This is a genomic window from Gemmatimonadota bacterium, assembly GCA_009692115.1.
In the GTDB taxonomy this organism is placed as follows: domain Bacteria; phylum Gemmatimonadota; class Gemmatimonadetes; order Gemmatimonadales; family GWC2-71-9; genus SHZU01.
The window spans coordinates 309,028-324,673 of record SHZU01000003.1; the positions used below are offsets into that span (position 1 = coordinate 309,028).

General features: G+C 64.8%; 16 protein-coding genes and 1 tRNA gene. 4 read left to right on the forward strand and 13 right to left on the reverse strand.

The window, feature by feature from the left end; translation table 11 throughout:
• Window position 1 precedes the first annotated feature (1 nt).
• From EXR94_05780 to EXR94_05800, 5 genes are read right to left on the reverse strand one after another with little or no spacing between them, the layout of a single operon-like run.
• On the reverse strand, window positions 2-886 hold the full coding sequence (locus EXR94_05780; protein MSR02234.1) for a DUF58 domain-containing protein: 885 nt from the start codon (window positions 884-886) through the stop codon (window positions 2-4).
• Window positions 883-1,860: a MoxR family ATPase gene (locus EXR94_05785; protein MSR02235.1), complete on the reverse strand. Its 978-nt coding sequence runs from the start codon at window positions 1,858-1,860 to the stop codon at window positions 883-885. The genes EXR94_05780 and EXR94_05785 overlap by 4 nt, the downstream gene beginning before the upstream one ends.
• 28 nt (window positions 1,861-1,888) lie before the next feature.
• Window positions 1,889-2,614 carry an rRNA pseudouridine synthase gene (locus tag EXR94_05790; GenBank protein MSR02236.1) on the reverse strand — a complete coding sequence of 242 codons (726 nt, stop codon included), beginning with the start codon at window positions 2,612-2,614 and terminating at the stop codon, window positions 1,889-1,891.
• Complete coding sequence (scpB, locus tag EXR94_05795) at window positions 2,611-3,195, reverse strand: SMC-Scp complex subunit ScpB (protein MSR02237.1); 585 nt, start codon at window positions 3,193-3,195, stop codon at window positions 2,611-2,613. Before scpB ends, EXR94_05790 begins: the two co-directional genes overlap by 4 nt.
• Window positions 3,170-3,958 (reverse strand): segregation/condensation protein A, encoded by a 789-nt coding sequence (locus EXR94_05800; protein ID MSR02238.1) that lies wholly within the window; start codon window positions 3,956-3,958, stop codon window positions 3,170-3,172. The genes scpB and EXR94_05800 overlap by 26 nt, the downstream gene beginning before the upstream one ends.
• Window positions 3,959-4,133: 175 nt before the next feature.
• Between EXR94_05800 and rpsT the strand changes: the two genes are divergently transcribed.
• Window positions 4,134-4,373 (forward strand): 30S ribosomal protein S20, encoded by a 240-nt coding sequence (gene rpsT, locus EXR94_05805; GenBank protein ID MSR02239.1) that lies wholly within the window; start codon window positions 4,134-4,136, stop codon window positions 4,371-4,373.
• 75 nt (window positions 4,374-4,448) lie between these two features.
• Here the strand turns inward: rpsT and EXR94_05810 are convergent, their stop codons facing one another.
• From EXR94_05810 to EXR94_05840, 7 genes are all read right to left on the reverse strand, one after another.
• Window positions 4,449-5,375 (reverse strand): hypothetical protein, encoded by a 927-nt coding sequence (locus EXR94_05810; GenBank protein MSR02240.1) that lies wholly within the window; start codon window positions 5,373-5,375, stop codon window positions 4,449-4,451.
• A gap of 80 nt (window positions 5,376-5,455) precedes the next feature.
• Entirely contained in the window at window positions 5,456-6,754 is a 1,299-nt protein-coding gene (locus EXR94_05815; GenBank protein ID MSR02241.1) for a dihydroorotase, read from the reverse strand.
• Window positions 6,751-7,644 (reverse strand): aspartate carbamoyltransferase catalytic subunit, encoded by an 894-nt coding sequence (locus EXR94_05820; GenBank protein MSR02242.1) that lies wholly within the window; start codon window positions 7,642-7,644, stop codon window positions 6,751-6,753. The genes EXR94_05815 and EXR94_05820 overlap by 4 nt, the downstream gene beginning before the upstream one ends.
• A 59-nt stretch (window positions 7,645-7,703) precedes the next feature.
• Window positions 7,704-8,243 carry a bifunctional pyr operon transcriptional regulator/uracil phosphoribosyltransferase PyrR gene (gene pyrR / locus EXR94_05825; protein ID MSR02243.1) on the reverse strand — a complete coding sequence of 180 codons (540 nt, stop codon included), beginning with the start codon at window positions 8,241-8,243 and terminating at the stop codon, window positions 7,704-7,706.
• 14 nt (window positions 8,244-8,257) lie between these two features.
• Window positions 8,258-8,887, reverse strand: a complete 630-nt coding sequence (locus tag EXR94_05830) for a sulfoxide reductase heme-binding subunit YedZ (GenBank protein ID MSR02244.1) — start codon at window positions 8,885-8,887, stop codon at window positions 8,258-8,260.
• Between the two features lie 5 nt (window positions 8,888-8,892).
• Window positions 8,893-9,801 (reverse strand): protein-methionine-sulfoxide reductase catalytic subunit MsrP, encoded by a 909-nt coding sequence (gene msrP / locus EXR94_05835; protein ID MSR02245.1) that lies wholly within the window; start codon window positions 9,799-9,801, stop codon window positions 8,893-8,895.
• Between the two features lie 68 nt (window positions 9,802-9,869).
• Window positions 9,870-9,957, reverse strand: a tRNA-Ser gene (locus tag EXR94_05840).
• Between the two features lie 385 nt (window positions 9,958-10,342).
• Here EXR94_05840 and EXR94_05845 point away from each other — a divergent pair.
• The gene (locus tag EXR94_05845; protein MSR02246.1) at window positions 10,343-10,702 is read left to right on the forward strand and encodes a hypothetical protein; all 360 of its coding nucleotides are present in this window, start codon (window positions 10,343-10,345) and stop codon (window positions 10,700-10,702) included.
• Here EXR94_05845 and topA read toward each other — a convergent pair.
• Complete coding sequence (topA, locus tag EXR94_05850) at window positions 10,699-13,446, reverse strand: type I DNA topoisomerase (GenBank protein ID MSR02247.1); 2,748 nt, start codon at window positions 13,444-13,446, stop codon at window positions 10,699-10,701. The genes EXR94_05845 and topA overlap by 4 nt on opposite strands.
• 312 nt (window positions 13,447-13,758) lie before the next feature.
• Here topA and EXR94_05855 point away from each other — a divergent pair, with 312 nt between their 5' ends.
• Together EXR94_05855 and EXR94_05860 are read left to right on the forward strand one after the other, a co-directional pair.
• Window positions 13,759-14,460, forward strand: coding sequence for a site-2 protease family protein (locus tag EXR94_05855; protein MSR02248.1), 702 nt, complete (start codon window positions 13,759-13,761; stop codon window positions 14,458-14,460).
• A 40-nt stretch (window positions 14,461-14,500) separates the two neighbouring features.
• On the forward strand, window positions 14,501-15,430 hold the full coding sequence (locus EXR94_05860; GenBank protein ID MSR02249.1) for a hypothetical protein: 930 nt from the start codon (window positions 14,501-14,503) through the stop codon (window positions 15,428-15,430).
• The last annotated feature ends 216 nt before the right edge of the window (window positions 15,431-15,646 follow it).

Sequence of the window (15,646 nt, forward strand, 5' to 3'; positions counted from 1 at the left end):
CTTAGCGCCGGCCGCGCGACCGCGGACCGAAAGCCCGGCGGAGCACTGGAGCGTAGTCCTCACCCACGTCGACAGGGACGTGCCGAACGCCGGAGGACCGGATTCGCTGGTTGCGTGCCTCCAGTCGGTCGCGAGCCATTTGTTCCCATCGCCGCCGCACCGTCGGACTGCTGGTATCGAGCAGCACCAACCGGCCCGACTCGGCGTCCTCGATCTCGAACCATCCCTGGCCCCGGGGATGCTGCTCGCGGACATCGTCGATGGTAATGGCGGTCACGTCGTGGCGGACCGCCAACTGCTTGAGCGGTCGATCCCAGTCGCGTCCCTGAAAATCCGAAATCAAGATGACCACCGCCCGATGCCGGAGGACCCGGGTCGTATAACGGATCGCGGCCCCGATATCGGTGCCCTGGTGCATCGGAGCGAACGCCAACAAATCGCGAATCAACCGGAGGGCGTGGCGCCGGCCCTTGGCGGGCCTGACGACCTGCTCGACTCGGTCGGTGAACAGCAGGGCGCCGGTCCGGTCCTGTTCCCGGGCGCCCGCCAAGGCCAGCACGGCTGCGATCTCGACAGCCCGGAGGGCCCGCGGTACCGGATCGCCGACCCGGGTCGACCCCGATTGGTCGACCACCAGCAGCAGGGTGAGTTCCCGTTCCTCGGTGAACGTTTTGATGAAGGGCGACCCGAGGCGGGCGGAGACGTTCCAGTCGATGGCCCGATAGTCGTCGCCGTGTTCGTAGGCCCGAACTTCGGAGAACTCCATCCCCTGGCCCCGAAACACCGATCGCGACTCACCCGCGAACAGAGTATCGATCACGCCGCGGGTTCGAATCGCGATCCCCTTGACCTGCTTCAGCAGTTCGGGCGAGACCCGAACGGTCACGGCACTTTCACTTTCGAAAGGACCTGCTCCACGATGGAATCGCTGGTCACGTCCTCGGCGTCGGCTTCGAAGGACAAGACGATCCGGTGCCGCATCACATCGGGCGCGAGCGCCTGAATATCGTGGGGCGTGACATACCCGCGACCTTGGAGCACCGCATGGGCCCGGGAGGCTTGGGCCAGCGCGATCGAAGCCCGCGGTGAGGCGCCGAAGGCAATCAACGGGGCCAGGGACCCGAGACCGACGGAGGCCGGGTCCCGGGTGGCCCGAACCAAATCGACGATATAATCGGCCAACCGGGGATCGAGATGGGTGGTGAGGGTCGAGTGTCGTAAGGCGAGGACCACCGCCGGCTCGAGCACCGCCGCTACTGGGATCTTCTCACCGCCGCTCATCCGCTGAAGGATCTCGCGCTCATCGGACCGGCTCGGGTAGCCCACGTGGACCTTGAGCAGAAATCGGTCGAGCTGCGCCTCCGGGAGCGGATAGGTCCCCTCGCTCTCGATCGGGTTTTGGGTGGCCAGCACGAGGAACGGGTCCGGGAGCGGATAGGTTTGTCCACCGATCGTGACCTGATGTTCTTGCATGGCCTCGAGCAGCGCCGATTGGACTTTGGCGGGGGCCCGGTTGATTTCGTCGGCCAGGACGATATTGGCGAACAGCGGCCCCTGCTTGGGGCGAAACTCCTGGATCTTCTGATCGAAGATCATCGTGCCGACGATGTCGGCCGGCAGCAAATCCGGCGTAAACTGGATCCGGGAAAAGCTGGCGTTAATGGTCTCAGCGAGGGTCCGGACGGCCAGCGTCTTCGCCAGCCCCGGCACGCCCTCGAGGAGGACGTGGCCTCCGGTCAGCAGCGCCACCGCCAATCGTTCGACCATGCCGCGCTGCCCCACGATCCGGCGGCCGATTTCGTCGAGCGCCTGGCGGAGGACATCGGTGTGCGGCGGTGTTGCCGGAGTTTCTTGCGCCATAGCGGCGGGCGTCCTCAGAAGAGCGAAATCAGGGAACCGGCATGTCGATGGCCTTGTACAGCGCCCGCACCTCATCGGGTTGGAGCGGGCGCCACTCACCGGCCTCGAGGTCGCCGAGCCGAATCGGGCCGTAGGACAGCCGGGCCAACCGCTCGACCTTGCCACCCATTTCTCCCACCCATTTCCGGACGATGGCGTTTCGCCCCTCAGCCAATGAAATGTCGATCAGGCTGCGGCCGTCGCGGCCGCCTTTGACTCTCACCGACAAGGGGACGACCGGCCGCCCGTCGACGACCACGCTTTTCTTGACCGCCTCGGCCAACACCTCGGTGGCGACCCCATGCACCAGCACCGAGTAGCGCCGCGGAATCCGGTACTTGGGGTGGGTCAGCCGGTGGACGGCCTCGCCATCGGTCGTCAACAGGAGCAACCCGGTCGTCATCACGTCTAAGCGTCCTACGTAGGTGAGCCCCTTGTTGTTTGGGATCAGTTCGAGGACGGTCTTCCGTCCTTGCTCGTCGTCGGCGGTGGTCACGACGCCGAGCGGCTTGTGCAACAAAATCCACCGATTCGGGAGTTGCTGGATCTTCCGCCCCTTGACCGAGATTCGTTGGCGGTCAGGGTCAACCTTGCTGCCTAGCGTGGCTACCTTGCCGTCGATCATGACGGAGCCGGCCTCGATCAACTCCTCCGCCTTTCGGCGGGACGCCACGCCGGCCCGGGCCAGGGCCCGCTGGAGACGCATTTCACTCATGATTCGGCTTCGACGAAGGCGGCGGTGTCTTGATCCTCGATCATCTCGGGCTTGGGCGGCTTGAGCGCGATCGACAACTCGTCGGATCGGGGCAGATTGGCGAGGTCGGGAAGGCCTAGCAGTTCGAGGAAGAGAGGCGTGGTCCCATAGAGCAGGGGCCGTCCCATGGCCTCGCTCCGGCCGACGACTTCGATCAGTCCCCGCTCCTGCAGCGTCCGGAGCACCCCGGCCGCGTTCACCCCCCGGATTTCCTCGATCTCGGCCCGGCCGACCGGCTGGCGATACGAGATGGTTGCGAGGGTCTCGAGCATGGCACCCGAGAGCCGCGACGGCTTGGTGTTCAACTGGGCCCGTTCGATGGCGGCGGCGAAGGCCGGCCGGCTCAGGATCTGGAACCCGCCCGCCACTTCACCCACCTCGACGCCGTGGCCATCGAAATCGTAGTGCTCACGCAATTGGTCGAGCGCTTGGCGGACCTCCGACAAGGAGACGTCGGGGTCCAGCATCTGCAGCTCCTCAACGGTAACCGGTCGGGGCGACGCGAACAGCGCGGCTTCAATCAGCTGAACGAGGGGATTCACGGGAGATCACCACCGGCCCGAAGGCCGCTTGTTGCGAGATACGAGCCGTTCCCCGCCGGGCCATTTCCAGAATGGCCAGCAGGGTCGAAAGGACATCAACGATCGTCGGCGTCGGCCCGACCGCCTCGATCCAGGTAATGGTCTCTTTGTCGGCCAAGAGGGTTTGAATCCGGAGCGTGGCGCCCTCGATGTTTAGGGGGCGCGCCACCACCCGGTGCATAACCGGGTGAAGAATCGAAGCAATCACTCGTTCGACGGCGGCCAGTACGTCGAGCAGGTCAAGGGTCAGCGGCGGTGGCGGAAGGACCGGCGCCGGCGGGATGTACCCCCGAGGAAACTTCACCGCCCGGCGTTCGGCCGCCTCGGCCATCCACAGGGCAATCTCTTTGATCTGCTGATACTCAAGCAGCCGTCGGACCAACTCGGAGCGGGGATCCTCCCATTCCTCACCATCGGTGCCGCGCGGCAGCAGCATCTGGACCTTGAGGCGCACCAATCGACTGGCCATGTCGAGGTAGTCGGCCGCCTGGTTCAAGCCCAACCCGTGAATGGCCCGCAGAAACTGATCGGCGATCCGCGCGATGGGGATATCGGCGATGTCGACCTGCTCCTCGCGGAGCAGGTGGAGCAAGAGGTCCAGCGGACCCGTGAACCCGTCCAGTTCAACGACAAAACCGGTTCCCAGCGAATCGGCCACCAATCGGTCGGCGGCGGTTGCGGGAACTTCGGTGTCCGGAACGGGGCTCGGGCCGACCAAGGTCATGGATTCAGTCGTACGGGTGTGAGGACACGAGAATTCGGCCTTCAATATGGGGCCGGAACCCCTCCAGGCGAAGGGGTTATCCGCCCGGGACTTGCCCAAACGGCCCCCGGAACGCTATTTTTCGGGGCTTCAGTCATCAGTGGTTTTCGTTCGTTCGTCCGCCGGGGAGTCAATCGTGCCGAGGATCAAATCAGCCAAGAAACAGATGCGCCAGACCAAGGCCCGTACCGCCGTCAATAAAGGGCAACGGAGCCAGCTCCGCACCGCCATCAAGACGGTCCGCGGCCTGACGGATCCGGATGCCCGAGCCAAGGCCTTCGCCGAAGCCGAGAAGCTTATCGACCGGGCCGGGCAGAAGCGGATCATTCATCCGAACGCCGCCGCCCGGCTCAAGAGCCGAATCAAGACGAGATAGCCGCCTCACCAACCCAACCAAATCGAAAGGGGCCGGGATTTCTCCCGGCCCCTTTGTGCAGCGGAGCCGCCGAGCTCACACGGCGGCGAGCTCGGCCCCGCACCGCTCGCAGTACCACTCGGTCGGTCGGTTGAGCGCCCCGCACTCGCCACATTTCAGCGTCTTCGCGACCGTCTGGCTCGGGCGTTCGGTCTTCGGCTCCGCCGCAACCGAGACATTGGACGCCTGGCCGGTCGCATTCCGCGGATCAATCGTCATCGACTTGAGAAACGTCAGCTCATCGACCGACGGAGCCGGCGGGGCCACCGGCTCTTTCGAGGCGGCGGGCGCTGACGGAAACGGAACGACCCGGACCGGACCGGATTCCCGAGGCTTGAGGCCGCCGCGGGGTACGAACCGAGGTGCCTCAGGGAGTTCGGTCGGGGCCGCGGAAACGGGGGCCGACTCGGCCACAGGCGGGGCCGCCGGGACCTCGTCCCGAGCCACCGGGGCGGACTCGGGAGTACGAAGTCCGGCTTCGGAGTCCCGGCGGCGGGCCACCGACTGCGCCACCAACGGGGCCGGGGGCGGCGCGATCTGACCGAAGATCTCGCCCAGGCGGCCGATCTCGGCCCCGAGTCGGTCGATCTCCTCGTCCATCCCGCGGATCTTCCCCGAGCAGTCCCGCTCAACCCGAGCCCATTCCTCATCGCTGTACTCGCCGACCATGTGGCGGAGCTCAGCTTCGGCCAGCGTTTCCTGCTCCTCGTTTCGCAACTCCTCGAACTCTTCAGCTTGAGTGCGAAGCCCCTGCCAGATGCTCGAAATCACATCGGAATGGCCGCGGATCTGCTCCACGACCTGACCCAGTCGGCCTTGATAATCCGACCGGACTCGATCGCGAACGGATGGCGGGGTCTTATTCCATGCGGCCTCGAGTTTCTCCAGCCAATCCGCCAGTTGTTGACGGGTCGCCAGGAGCGTTTCGACTTCGCTCAGATCCTGACGGTGGTAGTCGGTCATTCGGAACTTCCCCCAAATGGAAGCGAGAATCAGCGTCCCAAGATAAGGCGGAAGTCCTTTTCACGGAACACTTTGCAATCCTAGCCGTTCGTTTTCGCGACACCCCGCTCGAACACGACCCGGCCAGCCACCGTTGTGTAATCAGCCTGCCCTATCAGGGTCTGACCAAGATATGGGCTGTTGGTACTTTTGGAGTGCAAATCTCTCGCCTCAACCGTCCACCGCCTCGTTGGATCAAAAACCACCACGTCCGCCGGCGCTCCGACCGCCAACGTACCGCCCGGTAGCCTGAAAATCCGAGCTGGGGCGGTACTCATCCGGTGGATCAACTCCGGCAGCGTCAAGACCCCGGTCTCCACTAAGTGGCAAACGGCCACTCCAATGGCGGTCTCCAATCCGACGACGCCAAAGGGGGCGTCGTCGAACGCCCGTTGCTTGGCATCGTAGTGATGGGGTGCGTGGTCGGTTGCGATACAGTCGATCGTCCCATCCTTGAGCCCATCGCGAATCGCCACGAGGTCGGCGGCCTCCCGAAGCGGTGGGCTCGTCTTGGCGTTGGTGTGGTACCCCTCGCAGGAGGCATCAGTGAGGCTGAAATGATGCGGCGTGGCCTCGGCGGTGACGTTGACGCCTCGGTCCTTGGCCCGGCGGATCAAGGCGACCGAGCCTCGGGTCGAGACCCGGCAAAGGTGGACATGGCCTCCGGTGAGTTCGGCGAGCACCAGATCCCGCGCCACCATGATCTCCTCCGCCGCCGCCGGGGTGCCCTTGAGGCCGAGCCGGGTGGCGACGAGGCCTTCATGCATGACCCCACCGGCCAGGGTCGGGTCCTCGCAGTGATCGGCGACGGGAATCCCGAAGACCTTCGCGTATTCGAGGGCAGTGCGCATCAGCTGGCTCGACGCCACCGACTGACCACCATCGCTCACCGCCACGGCGCCCGCGGCGACCATTTCGCCGAACTCGGCGAGTTTCTGTCCCCGTTGGCCCAGCGAAATGCACCCGATCGGGTACACCCGAGCCTTGCCGGCCCGGATCGATTGCCGGATGACGAACCCGACGGCGGCTTGATTGTCGATGACCGGATCGGTGTCGGGCATCGCACAGATCCCGGTAAAGCCTCCCGCCACCGCTGCCAGGGCTCCGCTCGCGATGGTATCGACGTGCTCCTGCCCCGGTTCGCGGAGATGCACGTGGACATCGAGGAATCCCGGGGCGACAATCTTACCCGAGGCGTCGATCCGGCGAACGCCCTCAGCGACGGGGATGTTGTGCCCGACGGCTGCAACCTTCCCATCGGCCACGTAGAGGTCCGCCACGCCATCGGTACCCCGAGACGGGTCGATGATCCGGCCGCCGGCGATCAGAAGATCGTTCATCGGTCCTCCCCTGCCTGGCTCCGCCAGTCCGGCAGTCCCCCGGCCAAGAGGTAGAGCACCGCCATCCGAACCGCCACCCCATTGGTGACTTGGGGCAGGATCAGGCTGTGGGGTCCGTCGGCCACGTCACTGTCGATTTCGACTCCCCGATTCATTGGGCCGGGATGCAGGATCGCGATGTCCCGCGGTGCCCGGGCGAGTCGTTCATTGGTGACCCCGAAAATCCGGTTGTACTCTCGCAGCGACGGGACAAAGCCACTTTCCATGCGTTCCAGTTGCAAACGGAGCACGTTGAGCGCATCAGCCCACTGAATGGCGTCTTCGATATGGTGCATCACGGTGACCCCAAGAGAGGCCAGACCGGAGGGCATCAACGACGGCGGCCCGCACACCGCGACCTCGGCACCGAGTTTGAGGAGGCCCCAAATATTGCTTCGGGCCACCCGGCTGTGCAGTACGTCTCCGCAGATGGCCACTTTGAGGCCGGCGATCTTGCCGAATTTGTCGCGGAGGGTAAGGAGATCCAGGAGTCCCTGCGTCGGGTGTTCGTGGGTCCCGTCGCCGGCGTTGATGACGTTCGACCGGATCCGTTCCCCGAGAAAGCGGGCCGCGCCACTCGCATGATGGCGGACCACCACCATGTCGATTCGCATCGCTTCGAGATTCCGGGCGGTATCAACCAGGGTCTCACCCTTCGACAGCGAACTGCCTTGCGCCGCGATGTTCACGGTGTCGGCCGACAGCCGTTTCTCGGCAAACTCGAACGAAATCCGAGTCCGGGTCGACGCCTCAAAGAAGAGGTTGACGATCGTCTTGCCGCGAAGGGCCGGCACCTTCTTGATCGAGCGTTCGCTCACCTCTTTGAACGGCTCGGCCGTATCGAGGATCATCGTAATCTGCTCGGCCGACAAGGGCTCGAGGCCGACGAGGTCCTTGCCGAGCGGTGTCGTCACTTGCCGCGGACCAGGTTGACGGCGTCCTCGCCGTCGCGTTCGGTGACCAAGACGTCGACTCGGTCGCCGGCCTCGGTGGTCACGGCCGTGCCGACGATGTCCGCTTGGATCGGCAACTCGCGCCCGCCCCGGTCCACCAGCACGCAGAGGAGGGTCCGCCGGGGCCGGCCGAAGTCGGCCAGTTCATCGAGCGCGGCCCGAATGGTGCGGCCGGTATGGAGTACGTCATCGACGATCACGACCGTTTGGTCGTCAAGTTGGTGGGGGAGCGTGGTCTCACCGACGATCGGCCTCGGGCCGATCGATTGGAGGTCGTCGCGGTACAGGGTGATGTCGAGTTTTCCGAGGGGAATCAGGTGGCCTTCGGTCCGTTCAATCAACGCGGCGAGGCGGCCGGCCAGTTCGACACCCCGGCGCTGGATCCCGACCAAGACCATGCCGTCGGTTCCGTGACAACGTTCGACAATTTCGCTCGCCATCCGCACCAGGGCGCGGCTCATGGCGCGATCGTCGAGAATCCGGCTCGTAGTGGGCATCCCGAGCGATCAAGCTAAGGGACCCGCAAAGGCTCCGCAACCGGGGTGGACCGAGTCCGTCGGGCATGGATGACGCGGGCCGCGAGAAGCAGACCGAGGATGCCCGCGTACTGGAGGGGCTCCGTGAGGTCTTTCTTGACCAGCCAGAAGAAGTGCAGCACGGCCAGTCCAGCGGCGAGATACACCAAACGATGGAGCCGCTGCCAGCGCTTTCTCCCGAGGCGGCGGATCGCGGCCGCCGGCGAGGTCGCGGCCAGCACGGCCAGGATGATCAGGGCCGCGAATCCAACCAGAACCCAGGGATGCTCCGCGATATCGGCCGTAATGTCCGGGACCGAGAGCTGGTGGTCGAACACCGCATAGATCAGGAAGTGGAGGACGGCGTAGAAGAAGGCAAACAGACCCAGGAGCCGACGGACCCGGACCAGGCCGTTGATGCCGGTCAGCCACCGGGCCGGCGTGACCGACAGCGTGACAAGGAGGATCACGAGGGCCGACAAGCCGGTGGTGTGGGTCAGGGTCTTGACCGGATCGGCCCCGAGGTCGCTTTGGAGCAGGCCCCGGACCAACCAGGCGGCCGGCCCGAGGCACGCCACCCACGCGACGGGCTTGAGGACTCGGCGAACCACCTGCGATTCACCCATCCGGTTCAGTAGTTGGCGCGCAGATCCATCCCAGAATACAGCCCGGCCACCTGATCACCGTAGCCGTTGAACAGCAGAGTCGGGCGCTTGAGGAAGTCGCCCAAACGGCGCTCGGTCTTCTGACTCCACCGGGGGTGGGACACCGTTGGATTTACGTTGGCGTAGAAACCATACTCCGAGGGCCCGGCGAGATTCCAGGTCGTCTTCGGCATGGATTCCGTCAGCCGGATTCGGACAATACTCTTGCCGCCCTTGAACCCATACTTCCACGGGACGGTCAGGCGGATCGGGGCCCCGTTCTGCGGCAGGAGAGGTTTGCCGTAGATCCCAGTAGCGAGGAGGGCTAGCGGGTGCCTGGCTTCATCGAGCCGGAGGCCCTCGACGTACGGCCAGTCGAGCACCCCGCTTGCCAGCCCCGGCATCTGGTCGAGATCGTTGAGCGTCGTGAACTCGACGAACCGAGCCTTGGACCCCGGCTCGAGGCGCTTGAGGAGATCCCCAAGCAGGACGCCGTTCCACGGGATCACCATCGACCAGGCTTCGACGCAACGCATCCGGTACACCCGATCCACCACCGGGAGTCCCTTGAGCAACTCGTCGAGCTGGTAGGTGCCGGGGCGTTTCACGTCGCCGTCGACGGTCACGGTCCACGGCTTAAGCCGAAGCGACCCGGCATTCTGAGCCGGTTCGTCCTTGCCGGTCCCGAACTCGTAGTAGTTGTTGTAGGTGGTGACGACGTCGAACGGCGTCGGCTTGTCGTCATCTGGCCCGGGTGCCGATCCTGGGAGCCGGGGCGGTACCACGAGACCGGCGGCCAAGAGGCCGGTGGCTTTCAGCCATTCACGGCGGGTCTGATACCGGGCTTCGGAGGTTATTTCCGAGCTGCGAACATCGGGCGGGCGGCGAATCAGCATAGCACCTCGGCTGCGGACCGGTCAGTCATATGGGGTATAACGCTCGGACCAGGCCCAATGGTTTCCAACGGACAGGGAGGGATTCGAACCCTCGATACGCTTGTGACGTATACACGCTTTCCAGGCGTGCCTCTTAAGCCACTCGAGCACCCGTCCTAGGCTGGGCGGCAACATAGTGCGCCCGATACGGATGCGTCAACGAGCCGAGGCCGGCTGCCGGGCCGGGTCCGGTGCGCCCGAACTCTCGGATCCATGACGTGTGGGTCAAGGACGGCATCGCCTATTCGTCGGAACGGGGGATCGGGGTGGTGGTCCTGGACGTCGGCAACGGGAGGTGGGGCGGCACCCCGGAGAAGTCGGAGCTGGTGGCCACCTCCGCGACGAAGAGCGGCAACACCCGCGAGGTCTATCCCTACTTTTCGGCCAAGACCGGGAAGACCTATCTCTGCCTCGGCGACGAAGTCATGAACCGGAGGGGCCGGGCCTGGCCTGGCAGAGTGCTCCGGCCAGCAGCATTACCCAGCGCGGCGGGGTGCCGCAGGTGGCGGCTGGTTACACTCACATTATCGACTTCACCGACCCCAAGAATCCGAAGAACGTGGCGCGATATGAGAACCCCGAGTTCGGATCGCACGACATCGTCGTCGAGAACGACATTCTCTACCAAGCCTACTGCGACGGCGGAATGCGAATCGTGGATGTATCGGGTGAACTGATGGGCAATCTTCAGGAACAGGGCCGGGAGATCGCCGTGGTGAAGCCCTACGATCCCGAAGGGTTCACCGCCAACGCCCCGTACACGATGAACGCCATGCCGTACGAGGGACAGGTGCTCTTCACCGACTTCAACAGCGGGCTCTGGACCATCGCGCTGAAACCGAAAGAGCGTCCCGTCCCCTAGCGCTTGGGTCGTTTCTTTTTGATGGCCCGCTTGACCTTGGCGGTCAGAAGATCGGGGCCTTTTCGGGATCGGGGGCGCGCGGCGGACTTCCCGGCGGGCCTCTTGGTCGTCGGGGCGGCCTTGGCCGGAGCCGCGGTCTGGGCCTTGGCCTTGGCCTTCGCTTTGGTCTTGGCCCGGGCCTTCGGCTTGCCCGTGGCACTGGCCCCCCCCCGCGCGGCGATCAAGTCCACGGCTTCCGCCAACGTGACGGTGGCGGGATCCTGGCCCTTCGGAATCGAGGCGCTCACCTCACCATGCTTCACGTACGGCCCGTACTTCCCTTCGAACAGCGCGATCGGTTGTCCGTCACCCGGGTGGGCCCCAATGTCCCGGAGCGGCGTGGCCCCCCGCCGACCCCGGCCCATCTTCGGTTGGGCCAGCAGCGCCAGAGCCCGTTCCAAGTTCACCGTGAGGACGTGGTCCTCCCCCTTCAAAGACCGGTAGTCCTTTCCGTCCTTGCCTTGGTCGTGGACGATGTAGGGCCCGAACCGGCCTTGGCCGGCCATGACCTTGGCCCCGCTGTCCGGGTGGACGCCGAGCACCCGGGGAAGGGCCAGGAGGCCGACGGCCATATCGAGGGTCACCATCTCGGGGGTCACGCCCTTGGGGAGCGACGACCGCTTGGGCTTCGGATTGTCGTCGGTCACGACCCCGAGTTGGACATAGGGCCCGTACATGCCGTTCAGCATCAGAATCGGCTCGGCGGTGTCGGGATGGGCCCCGACGATGTCGGGACCGGCGGCCTTCTGCCGGAGCACTTCATCGATCCGCTCGCGGGAGAGATCGGCCGGCGCCGCATCTTTGGGCACCGAGGCCTTGAGGACCTCGCCGTCTTCGGTGACCACTTCGACATAGGGGCCGAAGCGACCGAGCCGGATACTGGCCCCTTCGAGGCCTCCGAGCTCAACCGTGCGGGCCGCGGCCGGGTCGATCTTCTTTTCCCGGGCCTCGACTTGGCTTCGAAGGCCGTTCTTCCCGAGGTAGAACTTCTTGAGGTACGGGAGCCACTCCGTGGTGCCCTCGGAGATCTCGTCGAGGGCCCGTTCCATGCCGGCGGTAAACTTGACGTCGATGAGCGTCGGGAAATGGTGCTCCAGCAGTGCGGTGACCCCGAAGGCCGTCAGGGTTGGCACCAGGGCCTGGCCCTGTTTCTGGACATAACCCCGGTCGATGATCGTATCGATGATCGAGGCATAGGTGCTGGGGCGGCCGACTCCATCGGCCTCCAGTTCCTTGACCAAACTGGCTTCGGTATAGCGGGCCGGAGGCTGGGTCTGGTGGGAGAGCGCCGCGAGGTCGAGACATCGCGGGGTGTCGCCGACCGCGAGGTCCGGCAGGACCACTTCTTGATCCTCGAGGGCCGCGTCGGGATCATCCGAACCCTCGACGTAGGCGCGGAGAAATCCCGGAAAATCGATTCGCTTGCCCGCGGCTCGAAAGGTGGCGTTGTCCACGTCGAACGTGACCGTGAGGCTGGTGAGCTTCGCATCGAGCATCTGCGATGCGACCGTCCGCTTCCAGATCAGGTCATAAAGGGCGAACTCGCGACCCGACAAACCCGTCTCTTCGGGCGTTTTGAAGTGCGAGCCCGCGGGGCGGATGGCCTCGTGGGCCTCTTGGGCCGAACTGCTCGTGGCGTAGCTTCGCGGACGGTCCGGCAAATACTTGTCACCGTAGAGCCGTTCGACACATTCCCGGGCCGCCGTCAGGGCCTGCTTCGAGAGGTGGACCGAGTCGGTTCGCATGTAGGTGATGAAGCCCTCTTCGTAGAGCTTCTGGGCCACCCGCATCGCATCCCGGGCGGTCAGACGGAGTTTCCGGTTGGCCTCCTGTTGTAGGGTGGAGGTGATGAACGGTGGGGCCGGCCGCCGGGTAAAGGGCTTCTCCTCCGCGGTGGCGACGGTCCACGGTTCCTGGCGGAGCCGCTCGACCAAGGCCTCGGCGGCTTGGCCGCCCAGCAACACCACGTCCTTCCCTGCCGTCAGTTGGCCGGTCCGCTCGTCGAAGTCTTTCCCGGTGGCGAGCCGCTTGCCGCCTAACGCCACCAACTGGGCGTCGAACGCCTGTCGCTGGTGCTCGAGGGTGGCCTTGAGATCCCAGTACACCGCGGGAACGAAGGCCCGCCGCTCCCGCTCCCGGATGACCAGCAGGCGCACCGCGGCCGACTGGACCCGGCCGGCGGAGAGACCGTAGGCGATTTTCTTCCAAAGGAGCGGCGACAGCGTATACCCGAAGAGCCGGTCGAGAATCCGCCTGGTCTCCTGGGCCCGGACCAGCTTGTCATCCACCTTCCGGGTATGGGCCAACGCCTCGAGGATCGCTTCTTTGGTGATTTCGTGAAACACCATCCGGCTGATTTTGACCTTGGGCTTCAGCACCTGGGTCAGGTGCCAGGAAATGCTCTCGCCCTCGCGGTCTTCGTCGGTCGCCAGAATGAGCTCGTCGGCATCCGCCAGAGCCTCCTTGAGTCCTTTGACTACGTGCCGCTTGTCGGCGGGCACGATATAGAGCGGCTCAAAGTCGTTGTCGACGTTGACCCCGAGGCGACTCCAGGCTTCACCCTTATACTTGGCCGGAATGTCGGCCGCCCGATCCGGGAGGTCCCGCACGTGCCCCATCGACGCGATGACCGTGTAACCCCGGGGGAGAAACTCGCGAATAGTCCGGGCTTTGGTCGGTGACTCGACGATGACAAGAGTGGACATGCCGTCCTAACGATAGAAGTCGGTTCCCCGCGAAAGAACGGGAACGCCCAGTACGCTGCAATCGCGGTGCCTTGGAGCCCGGAGCGGGGGAACAGAATGGAGCAACGAGGCCGGTCTGTCAATTCCCCCGGATCAACGAGGGCCGGTCATTGAGTTCGTAACAGGATGCTGTCAATAGACTTACCATCGTGGCACCCAATCCTGCCCAAACCGCCGATTTAGGCCCGACCGCCGAACCCGAGGTCCGACCGGGTCGGCTCCCGGCCCGGCAATTGAGTAGCGAATTCCGGCGACTTCAACGACTTTTCCCGGATGCCTGACGTGTCGACCGGCCTGATCTACTACCTCGTCTTCCTCTTTTCGACCACCGTCCACGAAGCGGCCCATGCCTGGGCAGCCAAGCGCGGTGGCGACCTCACGGCGTACCTCGGCGGGCAGGTCACCCTCGATCCGAGACCGCACATCAAGCGAGAGCCGTTCGGGATGGTGATCCTCCCGCTGTTGTCGGTCGCGATTTCCGGATGGCCGTTCGGCTTCGCGAGCGCACCGTACGACCCCCAATGGGCCATGCGGCACCCCCGTCGGGCGGCCTGGATGGCGTTGGCCGGTCCGGGGTCGAATCTGCTCTTGGTGCTGATCGCCTGGCTGGCGATTCGGGCCGGCAGTCTGGCCGGGGTCTTCGAGGCCCCGACCTCGGTCGGGTTTGGCCGAGTGATTGCCACGGACGGTGGCGGGTGGTTGGCCGGGGGCGCGTTCATCATCGGGGCGTTCTTCTGCATGAACTTGGCACTCGCTATTCTCAATCTGATCCCGTTGCCGCCGCTCGACGGCAGTGCCGCTATCCCGCTGCTCCTCTCGCCGTCGCTCACCACCCGCTACCAGCAGTTTCTGTGGACCACTCCGGGCTTGGCGATCTTCGGCATGTTGGCGGCGTGGCGGGTGTTCGACATGATCTTTCAGCCGATGTTCATGGTGGCCGTCAATCTGCTGTTCCCGGGCGTCCGATACGGGTAACCATTAGATTCACCGCGGTCTCATACCGCGGAGTTGTCCGGTGGGTACTCTAATTGTCGGTTTCATTCTGCTCGTGGTTGGCCTCGTCGTCCGGGCCTCCGGCAAGAGCCTTGGGTCGGCGGGCAGCAAGGCGGCCGGGCTGGTGGTGTCCTTGGTCAGCGTGGTCTTGATGATCATTGGCGCCTTCACCTTGATCAGTTCGAGCGTCAAGGTGATCGATGCCGGTACGGTCGGGGTTCAGCATGCGTTCGGCAAGGTCTCGCCGATGCCGCTCCTGCCCGGGGTTCGGTTCGTGCCGCCGTGGTCCGAGGTCGAACGCTATTCGACTCGCGAGGAACAGTTCCCGCAGGCAACCGCGCAGGCCGAGGAAATGGATGCCCTCTCGAGCGAGCAGATGGGCATGAAGGTCGACGCGGCCGTCCGGTGGCAGATCGACCCGGCCCAAGCACCCAGGATCTTCATCGAAATCGGCGGCGAGGAGCAGATCCACGCCGTGGTGCTCAACGCGATCCGCAATGGGGTTCGTGACGGGATGTCGCAGTTCACGATCAACGACATCAACCAGCGAACCAAAGTGGCCGACGTCATGAAGAACGAGGTCGACAGCGCCCTGGTGACCCGGCCCCGGGCCGGCGGCGAGCCGTTCCGGATCGCGACCATCACCGCGTTTTTCCTACGGAACCTTCAGCCACCCGACCAGGTCGTCAACGCCATCAACGGCAAGATCGCTCAGGAGCAGCAGATTCAAACCGAGCGCCACCGCGTCGAAGTTGCCAGATTGCAGTCGGAACAGCAGCGGCTCTTGAACCAGACCCTGACGCCGGAGGCCCTGATGAAGCAGTACCTTGAGGTCTTGCATGACATGAAGACATCGAACAACCTGGTGGTCCTGGTTCCGACGGAGGGAGGCGTTCCGATGCTCGATTTGGCCGCCCTTCGTCGGAACCTCCGACCGGCGGGCCAGCAATAAACGGGTAGGTCCTACGAAGGGAAAGGGCTCTGACCGGGCGGCGTTTTCGGTCGCCGCCATTCGCGCCAGAGCCCGACCACGCCGAATCCGACCAGTCCGAGGGCCAAGTACATCATCCCCGACTGGGGGCCGACCTGGTTCTTGACCAAGCCGCAGGTGCCCGTCAGAAAGCAATCAGTCGGCCCCGGCACCACCGGCAACAGCCAGATAAACATA